Raw genomic sequence first — 15,338 nt, forward strand, 5'->3', positions numbered from 1 at the left:
GGCGGGCGCCGGACGGGGGGCGCCGGACGGGGGGCGCCGGACTGGCTGGCCCAGCCTGGCTGGCCCCAGCCAGCCCGGCTCACCCCAGCCTTGCCGCTCCCGCACCCCTGACGGCTGGACGGCACGAGGGTCCGGTCCGGCGGGAAGGACGGCGGGTGCCGGGCGGAAGGGTGCGGGGCGGGCGGGTGGCGGGACGAGAGGACGGGGAGGCGGGAGGGTGGGAGGGCGGCGGGGCCGCCGGGTGGAAGGGTGGCTGGGCAGGTGGGTGGCGGGATGGGAGGGCGGCCGGTCGGGCCGAGGGGTGGGCGGGTGGCTGGGCACGTGGGTGGGCGGGTGGCTGGGCCGAGGGGTGGGCGGGTGGTTGGGCAGATGGGTTGGGAGGGCGGCTGGGCACGTGGGTGGTGGGATGGGAGGGCGGACGGTCGGGCCGAGGTGGTGGACGGGTCGAGAGGTGGGTGGGGCGAGGGGTGGGTGGGGTCGGTTGCGCGTAGGGGTCAGTTGCGGGTGGTGGCGAGGCGGACGGCGTGGCGCCAGCGGTCGTAGCCCGACTCGTCCCGCGCGCCGGGTTCGAAGCGGCGGTCCAGGCGCCACGTCTTGCGCAGTTCGTCCGGGGACGACCACACCCCGGCCCCCAACCCGGCCAGGAAGGCGGCGCCCAGGGCGGTGGTCTCCTGGATCTCGGGCCGCTCGACCGGCACGCCGAGCTCGTCGGCCTGGATCTGCATGAGCAGGTCGTTGGCGCTGGCCCCGCCGTCGGCCTTGAGGGTGGAGATGGCCGGCATGGCCGACACCACGTCCCGCACCTCGTAGGCGATGGCCTCCAGGGTGGCCCGGACGAGGTGGGCGCGGGTGGCGCCCCGGGTGAGGCCGGTGATCAGCCCGCGCGCCTCGGGGTCCCAGTGCGGCGCGCCCAGGCCGGTGAGGGCGGGCACGAAGACGACGCCGCCGCTGTCGGGGACGGTCCGGGCGATCGCCTCGGACTCGCGGGCGCTGCCGAGCAGGCCGAGCCCGTCGCGCAGCCACTGGATGGCGGCGCCGGTGACGAAGATCGAGCCCTCCAGGGCGAAGGTGCGCTCGCCGGAGGGGGTCTGCCAGGCGACCGTGGTGAGCAGCCCGCCCTCGGGCCGGACGATCTCCTGGCCGGTGTTGACCAGCAGGAAGGAGCCGGTGCCGTAGGTGCACTTGACGTCGCCGGGTGAGAAGCAGGTCTGGCCGAACAACGCCGCCTGCTGGTCGCCGGCCAGGCCGGTGATGGGCAGGTCGAGGCCGAGGAAGGCCTCGGGCGCGGTGCGGCCGACCGGGCCGTGGTTCGGGACGATCTCCGGCAGGGCCGACGCCGGCACGCCGAACAGCTCGCACATCCGCTCGTCCCAGGTGCCGGAGGCCAGGCCGTACAGCAGGGTGCGCGAGGCGTTGGACGGGTCGGTCACGTGCCGCGCGCCCGCGGTGAGCCGGGCGATGAGGTAGGAGTCGACCGTGCCGATCGCGGTGCGACCGGCGCGCACGCCCGCCCAGACCTCCGGCTCGTGCTCGGCCAGCCAGGCCAGCTTGGTGCCGGTGAAATAGGGGTCGAGCCGCAGCCCGGTCACTTCGGAGACGAGCGGCTCGTGCTCGCGCAGGCGGTCGCAGACCTCGGCGGTGCGCCGGTCCTGCCACACGATGGCGCGGCGCGGCGCGGCCAGGCTGCGCCGGTCCCACAACACGGCCGTCTCACGCTGGTTGGTCAGCCCCAGGCACTCGGGCCGCTCGCCGTACGCCTCCAGAGCGGTACGGCAGGCGGCGAGGGTGGCCTGCCAGATCTCCTCAGGAGCGTGCTCGACCCATCCCGGACGGGGGAAATGCTGGGCGAACTCCTCATACCCCCGGGCGGCCACCCGGCCCTCGCCGGTCACGATGAGTGCGGTCACCCCGGTGGTCCCCGCGTCCACGGCCAAAACGCTCACGGAAACGCCCTCCTTATGACACCTTTGGTCTAGACCAATGCCCGGACCCGCGGGCACAATGCGATTCTGGTTCGTGAACCCCATCGGGAGGAACCCCGCGATGCGTATCGGAGTGCTCACCGGAGGCGGCGACTGCCCCGGTCTCAATGCTGTGATCAGGGCTGTCGTGCGCAAGGGGGTGAGCGTTTACGGCCACGAGTTCGTCGGATTCCGTGACGGCTGGCGCGGGCCGCTCGAAGGCGACACCATGCCGCTGGACATCCAGGCGGTCCGCGGCATCCTGCCGCGCGGCGGGACCATCCTGGGCTCGTCCCGCACCAACCCGATCAAGATCGAGGGCGGGGTCGACCGGATCAAGGACAACCTGGCGGCCACGGGCGTCGACGCGCTGATCGCGATCGGCGGCGAGGACACCCTGGGTGTCGCCCGCCAGTTGTCGGAGCGCGGTGTCAACGTCGTCGGCGTGCCCAAGACGATCGACAACGACCTGTCCGGCACCGACTACACCTTCGGCTTCGACACCGCGGTCAACATCGCCACCGAGGCGATCGACCGCCTGCACACCACCGCGGAGTCGCACCACCGGGCGCTGATCTGCGAGGTCATGGGCCGGCACGCGGGCTGGATCGCGCTGCACGCGGGCCTGGCCGGCGGCGCCAACGTCATCCTGATCCCGGAGAAGCCGTTCGACATCGACCTGGTCTGCGAGTACGTCGAGTCGCGCTTCCGCACCCGCTACTCGCCGATCATCGTGGTCGCCGAGGGCGCGCACCCGATCGAGGGCACGATGGCGGTGCAGACCGGCGAGCTCGACGCCTTCGGCCACGTCCGGCTCGGCGGCATCGGCGAGGTGCTGGCCAAGGAGATCGAGAAGCGCACCGGCAAGGAGGCCCGCACCACCGTGCTCGGCCACATCCAGCGCGGTGGCACCCCGACCGCCTTCGACCGGGTCCTGGCCACCCGCTTCGGGCTCCAGGCCATCGACGCCGCGCACGACGGCGACTTCGGCAAGATGGTCGCGCTCCGCGGCACCGACATCGTGCGGGTCGGCCTGGACGAGGCGACCGCCGAGCTCAAGACCGTGCCGCCGGCGCGGTACGCCGAAGCCGAGGTCTTCTTCGGATAGAGGCTTGCAGGCGGGCTGCAAGCGGCCCGCCGTAGTTTTTCGCACGTAGCGGGGTTCGCCTCGCGCAACCCCTCCAAGTACGGCTTGCGCCACCATCGGCGGCCCACCACCGGCGCAAGCCGTACTGCTATTTCCGCGCCTTTTCCGGCTAGGCCTGGAAAAGGTTGCCGCTTTCGCGGCCGTCGTCGCGCCGGGCGAGCCGCGCGCGAAACTCCTCGTCGCCGCGGAGCTCTTTTTCCGACGGCGACAGCAGTACGGTCAGCAGCAATCCGACGGTGATCATGCTGATGCCCACGATGAGCGGGAGCAGGAAGTCGATCGCCCGGGCGCCGTGCAGGACGGCCGGTTCCGACAAGAGGTGCACCGACATGGCGAACATGCCGGTGTAGTGCATGCCGCAGACCGCGACGCCCATGATCAGCGCGGCTCCGCCGATGGCGAGCGCGCCGCGCACCCGCACGGTGAACCAGAGCGCGACCGTGGCGGCGACCACCGCGATGGCCACCGACAGCCCGACGACGAGCGGGTCGTAGCTGACGTGCGCGGACATGTTCATGGCGTGCATGCCCAGGTAGTGCATACCGGCCACGCCCAGGCCGGCCAGGGCGCCGCCGGGCAGCAGGTAGGCCGCGCGGGTGCCGCCGTGGCCGACCAGGAACAGCCCCGCGCCGACCACCAGCACCGCCAGGACGGCGGAGCCGATGGTCAGCGGGACGTCGTAGCGGATGGCGGTCCCCGCGACGTCGAAGCCCATCATGGCGATGAAGTGCATGACCCAGATGCCGGTGCCGCCGATGGAGACGGCGGCGCCCACGAGCCACCAGCGGGCCTCGCGCACGCTCATCAGCCGGGCGCGCGAGGTGAGCAGAAGGCCGAGCATCGAGCCGGCGCTGGACATGAGATAGGCGAGGGCGGGCGTGAGCCAGCCATAGGAGAAATGATCAATGGCGGACATGCGGGGATTCCCTTGAAGGTTGAATTCAAGGGAGTATTCCCGACCAATGGCAAAAGTGGCAACTTACCAGCGGGGGAGCGTCCCCACGCGGCGGGCCTGAAGCCTTCGCAACAGTTCCTCGTCTTCGCGTTGTTCCCGTTCTGACGGGGAAAGGATGGCCATCAGCAACATTGTCAGGGTGGCAAGGCTGACCAAGGTCATCAAAGGCACGAGGAAGTCGAGCGCGTCGGCGCCGGCGACGTGGCCGGGCATCGCGTGCGGGGTCACGATCATCGCGAACATGCCGGTGTAGTGCATGCCGCAGACCGCGACGCCCATGATCAGCGCGGCCACGGTGATCCAGACCGGGCGCTTGACCCGCAGGGTGAACCAGAGCGCGACCGTCGCGGCGACCACCGCGATGCCGACCGACAGCCCGACGACCAGGGGGTCGTAGCTGACGTGAGCGGACATGTTCATGGCGTACATGCCCAGGTAGTGCATGCCGGCCACGCCCAGGCCGGTGAGCAGGCCGCCGCCGAGCAGGGCCAGGACCCGGCCGCCGCCCAGGGTGACCAGGAACAGCCCCGCGCTGACCACGGTGATCGCCACCACCGCGGACAGGATGGTCAGCGGCACGTCGTAGCGGATGACCGTCCCGGCGACGTCGAAGCCCATCATGGCGATGAAGTGCATGACCCAGATGCCGGTGCCGCCGATGGAGACCGCGGCGCCGGCCAGCCACCGCCCGCGTGAGGCGCCGCTGCTCCGGTGGGCCTGGGCGGTCAGGCGAAGGCCGAGCATCGAGCCGACACAGGACATGACGTAGGCGAGGACCGGGGTGGTCGCGCCGTGGATGAAATGATTAACCATGTCACCTCTTGCTATGTGGCACTGATTAGTGATCTTTCTGGATTTTGGCAGAAATGAGGGACGGGTCGCATGGATACCTCGACTATCTGTCAAGGGCTCTGTCGGAAACGCGAGAAAGTTTCATGGGTATAGAAGGGCCCTTCTGGCGGGCGATCGCCGTCTTCCGCGTGGCCTCGCTCGCCTACGCCGTGGTCCTGCTGATCCAGCACGACGGGTACGCCGCCCCGCTGACCGGCTGGGCGATCATCGCCGTCATGGCGCTGTGGACGGCGGCCTCGATCTGGGCCTACTCCGTCCGCTCGCTGCACCGCTGGCCGTTGCTCGGCCTCGACCTGCTCGTCACGGTCGGCTGCCTGCTGGCCACGCCGTACGCGCAGGGGGACCAGCAGGCCGGGCCCGGCACCATGCCGATCCCGGCCACCTGGGTGGCCGCCCCGGTCCTGGCCTGGGCGGTGTACGGCGGGCGCCGCGCCGGCGCGGTGGCGGCGGCCGTCGTGGGCGCGGTCGACGTGTGGCTGCGCTGGCGGGTGCCCGGCGTGCCGCTCCTGGTCAACGGCGTGGTGCTGCTCTTCCTCGCCGGCGTCGTCGTCGGCCACGTCGCGCGGCTGGCCAAGGAGGCGGAGGCGCGGATGCAGCGCGCCGCCGAGATGGAGGCCGCCCAGCGCGAGCGCGACCGGCTGGCGCGCGGCATCCACGACTCGGTCCTCCAGGTGCTCGCCCTGGTGCAGCGGCGCGGGCTCGAACTCGGCGGCGAGGCGGCCGAGCTGGGCCGGCTGGCCGGTGAGCAGGAACGGGCGCTGCGCCGGCTCGTCGCGGTCCGCCCGCAGCCCACCGGCTCGGCCGACCTGCGCGACCTGCTGCTGCCCTACGCCTCGCCCGAGGTCACCGTCTCGACGCCGGCCACCCCGCTCGTGCTGGCGACCGGGGTGGCCGAGGAGGTCGCGGCGGCGGTGGGCGCGGCCCTGGACAACGTGCGCGACCACTGCGGCCCCGGGGCCAGGGCGTGGGTGTTCGCCGAGGAGGCCGAGGACGGCGTCGCGGTCACCGTCCGGGACGAGGGGCCCGGCATCGCCGCCGGCCGCCTGCCCGAGGCCCGCGCCCAGGGCCGGCTCGGCGTGGCCCAGTCGATCGTGGGCCGGGTGCGCGATCTCGGCGGCCGGGTGGACATCGTCTCCACGCCCGGCCAGGGCACCGAGATCGAGATCACCGTCCCGCGCTGACCCGCGTTCGACGGGGCTTCGTACCAGGAAGTCTTCAGGAAGTAGAGTTCGGCGCATGGTGCGCGTGATGGTGGTCGACGACCACCCGATGTGGCGCGACGGCGTGGCCCGTGATCTGTCCGAGGCCGGGTACGAGGTGGTCGCGGCGGTCGGCGAGGGCCGCCAGGCGGTGCGGGTGGCCGAGGCGGTCCGTCCCCAGGTGGTCGTGCTCGACCTGCAGTTGCCCGACCTGTCCGGCGCCGAGGTGGCCACCGCGCTGGCGGCGCTCGCCGACCCGCCCCGCATCCTGGTGCTGTCGGCCAGCGCCGAGCAGGAGGACGTCCTGCAGGCGGTCAAGGCGGGCGCGTCAGGCTATCTGGTCAAGTCCGCCGACCGCGGCGAGTTCCTGGAGGCGGTGCGCAGGACCGCCGAGGGCGACGCGGTCTTCACCCCCGGCCTGGCCGGGTTGGTGCTGGGGGAGTACCGCCGGCTGGCCGCCCAGCCCGCGCCCGCCGAGGGCCCGCGGCTGACCGACCGGGAGACCGAGGTGCTGCGCCTGGTCGCCAAGGGCCTGTCCTACAAGCAGATCGCCGACCGCCTCGTGCTGTCGCATCGCACGGTGCAGAACCACGTCCAGAACACCCTCAACAAGCTCCAACTGCACAACCGGGTCGAGCTGGTCAGATACGCGATCGAGCAAGGTCTGGACGAGGACTAGACTGGAGGGCTGTCTCCCGAGGAAAGGTCCTGCCATGACGATGTCCGCCCTGGGTGAGCCATGCGTTCTGCTCAAGCTGGGCGAGCTCGTCCTGAAAGGCAAGAACCGTGAGCTCTTCGAACGCCGGCTGGCCGCCAACATCCGCCACGCCCTGAAGGAGTTCGAGCTCAGGATCGAGGTCCGGGTCCGGCACGGCGTGATCGCCATCTTCCTGCCGGACGGCACCCCGGTCGAGACCGCCGACGCGATCGCCGCCCGGGTGGCCGACGTGCCCGGCACGATCTGGATCCACCGCGCCTGGCGGGTGGCGAAGGACCCGGACTCGGTGGTCAAGGCCGCGCTGGAGCTGGTGCGCGACCGCGAGGAGACCAAGCGGGGCGCCACCTTCCGGGTGCGTTCGCGCCGCCGCGACAAGCGCTTCCCGCTGACCTCGGCCGAGCTCGACCGCCTGGTCGGCGGCACCATCAACGACGAGTTCGGGCTTCCGGTCGACCTGCGCAACGCCGAGCTGACCGTCTCGGTGGAGGTCGACCGCGACGAGGTCTTCGTCTACACCGACGGCCTTCCCGGCCAGGGCGGCCTGCCGGTGGGCAGCAGCGGCCGGGCGCTGATCCTGATGTCCGGCGGCATCGACTCGCCGGTGGCGGCCTACCGGATGATGCGGCGCGGCCTGCACGTCGACTTCCTGCACTTCTCCGGCATCCCGTTCACCACCTCCGAGTCGATCTACAAGGCGTTCGCGCTGGTCAAGAAGCTCGACCGGTTCCAGGGCAAGTCGCGGCTGTGGGTCGTGCCGTTCGGCAAGGCCCAGCAGTCCATCCGCAACAGCGGCCAGGACCGGCTGGCCGTGATCGCCCAGCGGCGGCTCATGCTCAAGACCGCCGAGGAGGTGGCGCACCGGATCAAGGCCGAGGCGCTGATCACCGGCGACGCGCTCGGCCAGGTCTCCAGCCAGACGCTGGCCAACATCGCCGCCCAGGACCAGGCCGTGGACCTGCCGATCCTGCGCCCGCTGGTGGGCTGGGACAAGACCGAGATCATGGCCGAGGCCCGGCGCATCGGCACCCTGGAGATCTCCGAGCTGCCGGACGAGGACTGCTGCTCGCTGCTGGCGCCCAAGCGGGCCGAGACCCGGGCCAAGATCGAGGACCTCAAGGTGATCGAGAAGCGGCTCGACGCCGAGGAGCTCGCCGTGCAGCTCGCCGACTCCATCCAGGAGTACACGATCTGACTTTGGGCCTTGCAGACTCCACCCGGCCGCGCTAACTCTTAGGAAACTTTCCTAAAGGAGTGGTCGGGTGAAGAGCATCCACGCGTTACTCACCGCCGCACTGCTGGCCGCCGCCGTCCTGACAGTGCTGCCGATGGCGGCGGCCAACGCCGCCGCCTGCGCCGCCGCCTGGAGCTCGTCCGCGGTCTACACCGGCGGCATGCAGGCCTCGCACAACGGGCGCAACTACAGCGCCAAGTGGTGGACCCAGGGCGAGACCCCGGGCTCCGCCGCCGTCTGGGCCGACCAGGGCGCCTGCTCAGGTGGCGGCGGAGGCGGCGGCACGACCTGCGATTACCCCGACTGGGCGGCGGGCACCACCTACGCCGTCGGCGCCATCGTGCGCTACACCGACGGCAACCACTACATCGCCGTCCACGAGAACCCGGGCTACGACCCGGTGATCAGCCACTGGTACTGGGACCCGTACACCTGCACCGGCAGCACCCCCTCGCCGACGCCCACCACCTCGAATCCGCCCAACCCGTCCGGATTCGTGGTCTCCGAGGCCCAGTTCCACCAGATGTTCCCGAGCCGGAACTCCTTCTACACCTACAGCGGCCTGGTCGCCGCCCTGTCGGCCTACCCGGCCTTCGCCAAGACCGGCAGCGACGTCGTGCGAAAGCAGGAGGCCGCCGCCTTCCTGGCCAACGTCAACCACGAGACCGGCGGGCTGGTCCACATCGTGGAGCAGAACACCGCCAACTACCCGCACTACTGCGACGCCACGCAGCCCTACGGCTGCCCGGCCGGCCAGGCCGCCTACTACGGCCGCGGCCCGATCCAGCTCAGCTGGAACTTCAACTACAAGGCCGCCGGCGACGCCCTCGGGCTGCCGCTGCTGACCAACCCGTGGCTGGTCCAGCAGGACGCCTCCGTGGCCTGGAAGACCGCCATCTGGTACTGGATGACCCAGAACGGTCCCGGCACCATGACCGCGCACGACGCCATGGTCAACGGCCGCGGCTTCGGCGAGACCATCCGCAGCATCAACGGCGCCCTGGAGTGCAACGGCGGCAACCCCGCCCAGGTGCAGTCCCGGGTCAACGCCTACCAGCGCTTCACCCAGATCCTCGGGGTCGCGCCGGGCGGCAACCTGACCTGCTGAGCCCCGCGATCGGGGCTCAGGCCTCGACCTTGAACGGGTCGTGCTCGGCCAGCAGCTTGTCGAGCCTGGCCTGGTCCACCCGGGTGGTGACCGCGGCCAGCTCCTGCTTGTCGCGCACCACCTTGGCCAGCATGAAGCTGGAGGTCACCAGGTAGAGCACCCCGACGGCCAGGAAGCCGCGGACCCAGGCGTCGGCCGGCACGTAGGCGATGCCGAGCACGACCGCGCCGAAGGCCAGCGCGAAGGAGATGACGGCCTGCAGGTAGAAGGCCCCGGTGTGGGTGGGCTGGATGGGCTTCGTCGTCATGCCTCCAGTCCACCCCCTCCGGACAGCTCGCCACATGGGGCGAAATACTCAAGTTACCCATGAGTACGGCAAGCCGTACCCGCTCCTAGACGGCGAGCACGTCCCCCACCAGCGTGCGCCCGAGCGCCTGCGGCAGGGTGCGCAGCACCTGGGCCAGCTCCTCCAGGTCGCCGTCCACCAGCGCCTGCGGCCCGTCGCACAACGCCTGGGCCGGGTTGGGGTGCACGTCGATGATCACCCCGTCCGCGCCGACCGCGATGGCCGCCCGGGTGAGCGGCAGCACCAGGTCGCGCCGGCCGCCGGAGTGCGAGGGGTCGACGATGACCGGCAGGTGCGACAGGCGCTGCGCGACCGGCACGGCCGAGACGTCCAGGGTGTTGCGGGTGGCGGTCTCGAAGGTGCGGATGCCCCGCTCGCACAGCACGATGTCCAGGTTGCCGCGCTGGGCGATGTACTCGGCGGCCATCAGCCACTCCTCGATGGTCGCGCTCATCCCGCGCTTGAGCATGACCGGCTTGCCCGCCTCGCCGACCGCCTGGAGCAGCGCGAAGTTCTGGGCGTTGCGGGTGCCGACCTGGAGCATGTCGGCGTAGGAGGCGACCAGCGCCACGTCGTGCGCGTCCACGACCTCGGTGACCACCGGCAGTCCGGTCTCCTCCCGCACCTCGGCGAGGATCTTCAGGCCCGCCTCGCCCAGCCCCTGGAAGGCGTAGGGAGAGGTGCGCGGCTTGAACGCCCCGCCGCGCAGCAGGGTCGCGCCGGCCGCCTGCGCCATCCGGGCGGCGTCGAGCGTCTGCTGGTGCGTCTCGACCGCGCACGGGCCGGCGATCAGCGTCACGCTGCCGGGCCCGATCGGCACCCCGCCGACGTGCACGGTGGAGCGGTCGGGGTGGTTGTCCCGGCTGACCAGCTTGTGCGGGGTGGTGATCCGCACGGCGTCGGCCACGCCGCGCATGCCGCGCAGGTTGACCGAGCCGAGCTGGGAGACGTCCCCCACCAGCCCGACGATGGTGCGCTGCACGCCCCGGCTGACGAACGCCTCCACGCCCGCCGCCTCCACGACCGCGACGACCGCTTCGACGTCGCCGCTCGTGGCGTCCTGCCCCATGACGATGACCATCTGAACTCCCTGGAAAAACGAGAAGGCCCCGGGTCCTGTACGGACCCGGGGCCTCTCGACGCCTGTGTGTGCTAGTGCACCACCACGTGGCGAGCGGTCCTCAAGGGTCCGTCGCCATACCAAAACAGGAAAGTGGTGTGCATAGGGCAGTCACTATAACGCAGCCCCGATGATGATCGCGAACCCCTCCGGTGGCAGGATGGCGAGGGTGAGTGAGTCCCGCCTGCCCCCGGGGCAGTACATCCCTCGTGGCCGCCCAGTGATCCACTACGGGCGGGTTCCGGAGTTCAGGGCGGAGCGGTGGGACTTCCGGGTCTTCGGCGCCACCGCCTCCGGACAGGAGCACTGCCTGACCTGGCCCGAGTTCGAGCGCCTGCCCCGCACCAGCGTGCTGGCCGACTTCCACTGCGTCACCAAGTTCTCGCTCATGGGCAACGAGTGGGGCGGGGTCAGCCCGGCCCAGATCATGGAGATGGCGCCGCCCGCGCCCGAGGTGCGGCACGTGATGATCTGGGCGGAGTACGGCTACAGCGCCAATCTGCGGCTGGCCGACTTCACCGGGGAGGGCACCCTGTTCGCCACCGAGTTCGAGGGCAAGCCGCTCTCGCCCGATCGGGGGTATCCGCTGCGCATCGTGGTGCCGCACCTGTACGCGTGGAAGAGCGTGAAATGGGTGCGGGCCGTGGAGTACCTGGCCGAGGATCGGCGGGGGTTCTGGGAGGAGCGCGGGTACCACAACATCGCCGACCCCTGGCGGGAGCAGCGTTACTCCTACCAGGAGGAACCAGGAGAAGGGCCGCCGGTGTAGGGAGCCGGGATGAACCTGGAGAAGGGCCGCCGGTGTAGGGAGCGGGGAGGAACCCGGGCGAAGCGGCCGGTGTAGAGACTCGGTGTTTTCGGGCGAACACGGTGGGTGATTGGTTACCGTGGCCCGCATGTCGACCATGGTGTGGGTGGCGCTGCCGGCGCTCACCTTCCTGGCCGGCCTGCTCGCCGCCCGGCGCAGGCCCTCCCCGCCGCCCGCCGGGTCCTGGCCGGGGGAGGCCGCCTTCGCGGTGCTGCACACCGCCGCGCTGGCCGGGCCGTACCTGCGGGGCGGGCTCACCCGCGACGGCGCGTGCAGGTCCGTGCGGCACGTGCGCCGGCTGCTCGGCGCCGACGCGGTCGCGCTGGTCTCGACCGAGGCGGTGCTGGCCACCGACGGCCCCTGCGGCGAGGACCTGCTGGAACGCGCCCGCCCGGCCATGCTCTCCGGCCGCCCGCACGTGAGCGGCGCCACGGTCGCCGTCCCGCTGAGCGTGGAGGGCACCGTGGTCGGCGCCCTGGCCGTCAGCGACGCCGAGGCCGGCGGGGCGCTGATCCGCGCCGCGGTCGAGGTGGCCGGCTGGATCGGCGGCCAGCTCGAACTGGCCGAGCTCGACGCCTCCCGCCGCCGCGCCACCGAGGCCGAGATGCGGGCGCTGCGCGCGGAGATCTCCCCGCACTTCATCTACAACGCGCTGACCACGATCGCGTCCTTCGTCAGGACCGACCCGGTGCGCGCCCGCGACCTGCTGCTCGACTTCGCCGACTTCGCCCGCTACGCCCTGCGCCGCACCCGCGACTTCACCACCCTGGCCGACGAGCTGACCTGCGTCGACCGCTACCTGCTGCTGGAGCGCGCCCGCTTCGGCGACCGGCTGCGCTTCAGCGTGCAGGTCGCCCCCGAGGCGCTGCCGGTGCCGGTCCCCTTCCTGTGCCTGCAGCCGCTGGTGGAGAACGCCATCAAGCACGGCCTCGGCGAGAGCCTGGGCACCACCCGCGGCGGCTCGGTCCGGGTGGTCGTGCGCGACGCCGGTCCCGAGGCGCACATCAGCGTCGAGGACGACGGCGTGGGCATGGAGCCCGAGCGGGCCCGCCGCCTGCTCGACGGCCTGGCCGCCCAGGAGGGCGCCGACGGCCGAACCGGCATCGGCCTGGCCAACGTGGACGTACGGCTGCGCCAGATCTACGGCCCCGCCTACGGCCTCGCGGTCGAGACCGCGCCAGGTGCCGGAACCAAGATCAAGCTGCGCGTGCCCAAGACCCGGCATAGCTCTTTGTAGTCAATTCTTTACCCAGAGCAGGCGTGTCGCTTGTGACCTGGGTCTTCTTGCGGCAGGTTGGTAGCCATGCTGCGCGTGCTCGCCGTCGACGACGAGGTGCCGGCCCTCGAGGAACTCGCCTACCTCCTGCGCCGTGACCCGCGGGTGGAGCAGGTCGTCACCGCCTCCGACGGGGTCAGCGCCCTCCAGGACATGGTCCAGATGATCGGTGCGGGGGAGCGCCTCGACGCCGTCTTCCTCGACATCCGGATGCCCGGCATCGACGGGCTCGACCTGGCCCGGCTGGTCGGCGGCTTCCCCGACCCGCCCCGCCTGGTCTTCGTCACCGCGCACGACGACTGCGCGGTCCAGGCCTTCGAGTTGCGCGCGGTGGACTACCTGCTGAAACCGGTGCGCGCCGAGCGCCTGGCCGAGGCGGTCCGGCGGCTGGAGGAGGCCACCGTCCAGCACCAGGAGCAGGGGCCCGACGACGTCATCCCGGTCGAGCTCGGCGGGCGCATCCGCTTCGTCCCCCAGCAGGCCGTGCACTTCGCCGAGGCCAAGGGCGACTACGTGCGCCTGCACACCGTCGACGGCAGCTACCTGGTCCGCATGTCGCTGGCCGCGCTGGAGCGGCGCTGGGCCGACGCCGGCTTCATCCGCGTGCACCGCAGCACGCTGGTCTCGGCCCGGCACGTCAGCGAGCTCCGCTTCGAGCAGGGCCGGGTCCTGCTCCTGGTCGGCACCGAGACGCTCCCGGTCAGCCGCCGGCACACCCGCCAGGTGCGCGAGCAGCTCGTGCACCAGTTCCGCGCCGGGCTGGCCACGTGAGCGGCCGCCGGGTCGCGGTCGAGCGCCGGCCGCCGGCCCTGACCTGCTGCTTCGCCGTACCCGATCCCGATCCGGTACGGCAGGCCGCGGCCACCGCCTTACGCCGCCGCCAGCTTCGCACCGGGCTGGCGACGACCGCCCTGGTCGCCGCGACGCTGGCCGCACTGCCTGCCCTGACGGCGGGCGCCACCGGCCCCTGGACCTGGCTGCTGGTGTCGGCCGGCGCCCACCTGGCCTGGATCGTGCTGGCCGTCGCCCAGGTGAGGCGGGCGGAACGCCTCGAACGATGACGGTCGCCACCTGGGCCGGGATCGGCTCCGTCCTCGTGCTCGCCCTGCTGCTCGGGGTGGTCAGGCCGCGGCGGCCCACCGGCGTCGAGCAGTTCTACCTCGCCGCCCGCGCCGTGCCCACCTGGCGCAACGGGGCCGCGATCAGCTCGGAGTCCACCTCGGCGGCGACCTGCCTGGGCGTGGCGGGACTGATCGCCACGCACGGGCCGCAGATGTTCTGGTACCCGATCGGCGCGGCGGCCGGTTTCGTGGTGCTGCTGGCCCTGGTGGTGGCTCCGTTGCGCCGCTCGGGCACCTTCACCGTGCCGGACTTCGCCCAGTGGCGGCTGGGCTCGCCCGCGCTCCGGCGGGTGACCACCTGCCTGGTGCTGGCGGTGGGCGTGGTTTACCTGGTCGCGCAGTTCCACGCCGCCGCGGTCATGGTGGGGCTGCTCATGGGGCTGCCGGCGTGGGGCGGGTGGGCGCTGGTGGCCGGGCCGGCTGTGGTGGTCGCGCTGGCCGGGGGCATGGGGAGCGTGACCCGGGTGCAGTCCGGGCAGTTCTGGCTCAAGTTCGTGCTGTTCGCCGGCTGTGCCGTGGTGTTGTGGTGCACCTGGTGGATCGCGCCGCGGCCGAGGCCGTACCGGTTCACCGGGTTCGTGGCGCCGGACGATCCCGCGCTGCCCGGGATCGTGACCATCCTGCTGGCCTGCGCGCTCGGCACGATGGGGCTGCCGCAGGTGGTGGCCCGCGTGTACACGGCCCCGCACGGGCGGGCGGCGCGGCGCTCCATCGTGGCGGCCCAGGTGCTGCTCGGCGGGTTCCTGCTGCTGCCGCCGCTCTACGGCATCCTCGGCCGGGCGCATGTGCCGCCCGAGGCGGCCGGAGCCGACGGGATCGTGTTGCTGCTGCCGTCCGTCATGGCGCCGGGGCCGGTCGGTGACGTCCTGACCGGACTGCTGGCCGCCGCGGCGTTCGCGGCCTTCCTGGCCACCTCCTGCGGCGTGCTGGCCGCGGTCGCCGGAGCGGTCTCCTCCTGCGTGGCCGCGCCCGGCGTGGGCTCCTTCCGCGCCGCGGTGGGCGGGGTGACGGTGCTGGCCCTGCTGGTCACCGCGGCCACCAGCCTGGGCAGTTCGGTGGTGCTCGTGCTGGTGGGCTTCAGCCTGTCGGCGGCCACCTTCTGCCCGCTGCTGGTGCTCGGGATCTGGTGGCGGCGGCTCACCGACGTGGGCGTCGCGGCGGGGTTCGTGGCCGGCGGCGGAGCCACCGTCCTGCTGGTCGGGGCCGGGGCGGTGGGCTTGAACGCGGGGCTCGCGACCGCCTGTCCCGTGGCCGTCGCGGTGCCGCTCTCGTTCGCGGTCATGGTCGTGATTTCCCTGGTCACGCCGGGTCGGGTGCCGGGCGACGCGGAGGTGTCGCTGGTTCGCATGCACCAGCCGGATGACCGCTCGTCGCTGCGGGGAGGCCGCTCGTCGCTTGGACACTCTCCGTATGTCGATGACTACAGACCGTTGGTCGAGCTGTGGGGAAAGCGGGTTTCGAGACCAAGATCGCGCCCGTAGGGTCTACGCATCGGT

General features: G+C 72.0%; 15 protein-coding genes. 10 read left to right on the top strand and 5 right to left on the bottom strand.

Translation table 11 applies throughout. The features are described from left to right. Positions 1 to 494 precede the first annotated feature (494 nt). Complete coding sequence (locus ACIBG7_RS09625; RefSeq protein ID WP_357924162.1) at positions 495 to 1,943, bottom strand: glycerol kinase; 1,449 nt, start codon at positions 1,941 to 1,943, stop codon at positions 495 to 497. Between the two features lie 100 nt (positions 1,944 to 2,043). On the opposite strand from ACIBG7_RS09625, the gene ACIBG7_RS09630 reads away from it, so the two are divergent. After that, positions 2,044 to 3,069: a 6-phosphofructokinase gene (locus tag ACIBG7_RS09630; protein WP_397335773.1), complete on the top strand. Its 1,026-nt coding sequence runs from the start codon at positions 2,044 to 2,046 to the stop codon at positions 3,067 to 3,069. Positions 3,070 to 3,217: 148 nt separating this feature from the next. Here ACIBG7_RS09630 and ACIBG7_RS09635 read toward each other — a convergent pair whose 3' ends face one another. Continuing rightward, positions 3,218 to 4,024 carry an MHYT domain-containing protein gene (locus ACIBG7_RS09635; protein WP_357924166.1) on the bottom strand — a complete coding sequence of 269 codons (807 nt, stop codon included), beginning with the start codon at positions 4,022 to 4,024 and terminating at the stop codon, positions 3,218 to 3,220. A 63-nt stretch (positions 4,025 to 4,087) separates the two neighbouring features. Next, positions 4,088 to 4,876 carry an MHYT domain-containing protein gene (locus ACIBG7_RS09640; RefSeq protein WP_357924167.1) on the bottom strand — a complete coding sequence of 263 codons (789 nt, stop codon included), beginning with the start codon at positions 4,874 to 4,876 and terminating at the stop codon, positions 4,088 to 4,090. 122 nt (positions 4,877 to 4,998) lie between these two features. Between ACIBG7_RS09640 and macS the strand changes: the two genes are divergently transcribed. The 4 genes from macS (at position 4,999) to ACIBG7_RS09660 (ending at position 9,171) form a co-directional block, all read left to right on the top strand. Next, positions 4,999 to 6,096, top strand: coding sequence for a MacS family sensor histidine kinase (gene macS / locus ACIBG7_RS09645; protein WP_357924169.1), 1,098 nt, complete (start codon positions 4,999 to 5,001; stop codon positions 6,094 to 6,096). A gap of 55 nt (positions 6,097 to 6,151) precedes the next feature. Next, positions 6,152 to 6,793, top strand: coding sequence for a response regulator (locus ACIBG7_RS09650; protein ID WP_397335774.1), 642 nt, complete (start codon positions 6,152 to 6,154; stop codon positions 6,791 to 6,793). Positions 6,794 to 6,827: 34 nt separating this feature from the next. Further along, complete coding sequence (thiI, locus tag ACIBG7_RS09655) at positions 6,828 to 8,024, top strand: tRNA uracil 4-sulfurtransferase ThiI (RefSeq protein WP_357924173.1); 1,197 nt, start codon at positions 6,828 to 6,830, stop codon at positions 8,022 to 8,024. A 67-nt stretch (positions 8,025 to 8,091) separates the two neighbouring features. Continuing rightward, positions 8,092 to 9,171, top strand: a complete 1,080-nt coding sequence (locus ACIBG7_RS09660; protein WP_357924175.1) for a glycoside hydrolase family 19 protein — start codon at positions 8,092 to 8,094, stop codon at positions 9,169 to 9,171. Positions 9,172 to 9,187: 16 nt separating this feature from the next. Here ACIBG7_RS09660 and ACIBG7_RS09665 read toward each other — a convergent pair whose 3' ends face one another. Together ACIBG7_RS09665 and aroF are read right to left on the bottom strand one after the other, a co-directional pair. Beyond that, on the bottom strand, positions 9,188 to 9,478 hold the full coding sequence (locus tag ACIBG7_RS09665; RefSeq protein ID WP_397335775.1) for a YiaA/YiaB family inner membrane protein: 291 nt from the start codon (positions 9,476 to 9,478) through the stop codon (positions 9,188 to 9,190). Between the two features lie 85 nt (positions 9,479 to 9,563). Then, on the bottom strand, positions 9,564 to 10,598 hold the full coding sequence (gene aroF, locus ACIBG7_RS09670; protein ID WP_397335776.1) for a 3-deoxy-7-phosphoheptulonate synthase: 1,035 nt from the start codon (positions 10,596 to 10,598) through the stop codon (positions 9,564 to 9,566). A 199-nt stretch (positions 10,599 to 10,797) separates the two neighbouring features. On the opposite strand from aroF, the gene ACIBG7_RS09675 reads away from it, so the two are divergent. From ACIBG7_RS09675 to ACIBG7_RS09695, 5 genes are all read left to right on the top strand, one after another. Beyond that, a complete protein-coding gene (locus ACIBG7_RS09675) occupies positions 10,798 to 11,406 on the top strand; it encodes a sulfite oxidase-like oxidoreductase (RefSeq protein ID WP_357924181.1) in 609 nt (202 codons plus the stop codon). Positions 11,407 to 11,533: 127 nt separating this feature from the next. Next, positions 11,534 to 12,682, top strand: coding sequence for a sensor histidine kinase (locus ACIBG7_RS09680; RefSeq protein ID WP_397335777.1), 1,149 nt, complete (start codon positions 11,534 to 11,536; stop codon positions 12,680 to 12,682). A gap of 66 nt (positions 12,683 to 12,748) precedes the next feature. Beyond that, positions 12,749 to 13,492 (top strand): LytTR family DNA-binding domain-containing protein, encoded by a 744-nt coding sequence (locus ACIBG7_RS09685; protein ID WP_357924184.1) that lies wholly within the window; start codon positions 12,749 to 12,751, stop codon positions 13,490 to 13,492. Next, positions 13,489 to 13,782, top strand: a complete 294-nt coding sequence (locus ACIBG7_RS09690; protein WP_357924186.1) for a hypothetical protein — start codon at positions 13,489 to 13,491, stop codon at positions 13,780 to 13,782. Before ACIBG7_RS09685 ends, ACIBG7_RS09690 begins: the two co-directional genes overlap by 4 nt. After that, entirely contained in the window at positions 13,779 to 15,323 is a 1,545-nt protein-coding gene (locus tag ACIBG7_RS09695; RefSeq protein WP_397335778.1) for a cation acetate symporter, read from the top strand. Before ACIBG7_RS09690 ends, ACIBG7_RS09695 begins: the two co-directional genes overlap by 4 nt. Positions 15,324 to 15,338: the final 15 nt, after the last annotated feature.

It is taken from the genome of Nonomuraea sp. NPDC050328, assembly GCF_044459405.1.
Classification (GTDB): Bacteria; Actinomycetota; Actinomycetes; order Streptosporangiales; family Streptosporangiaceae; genus Nonomuraea.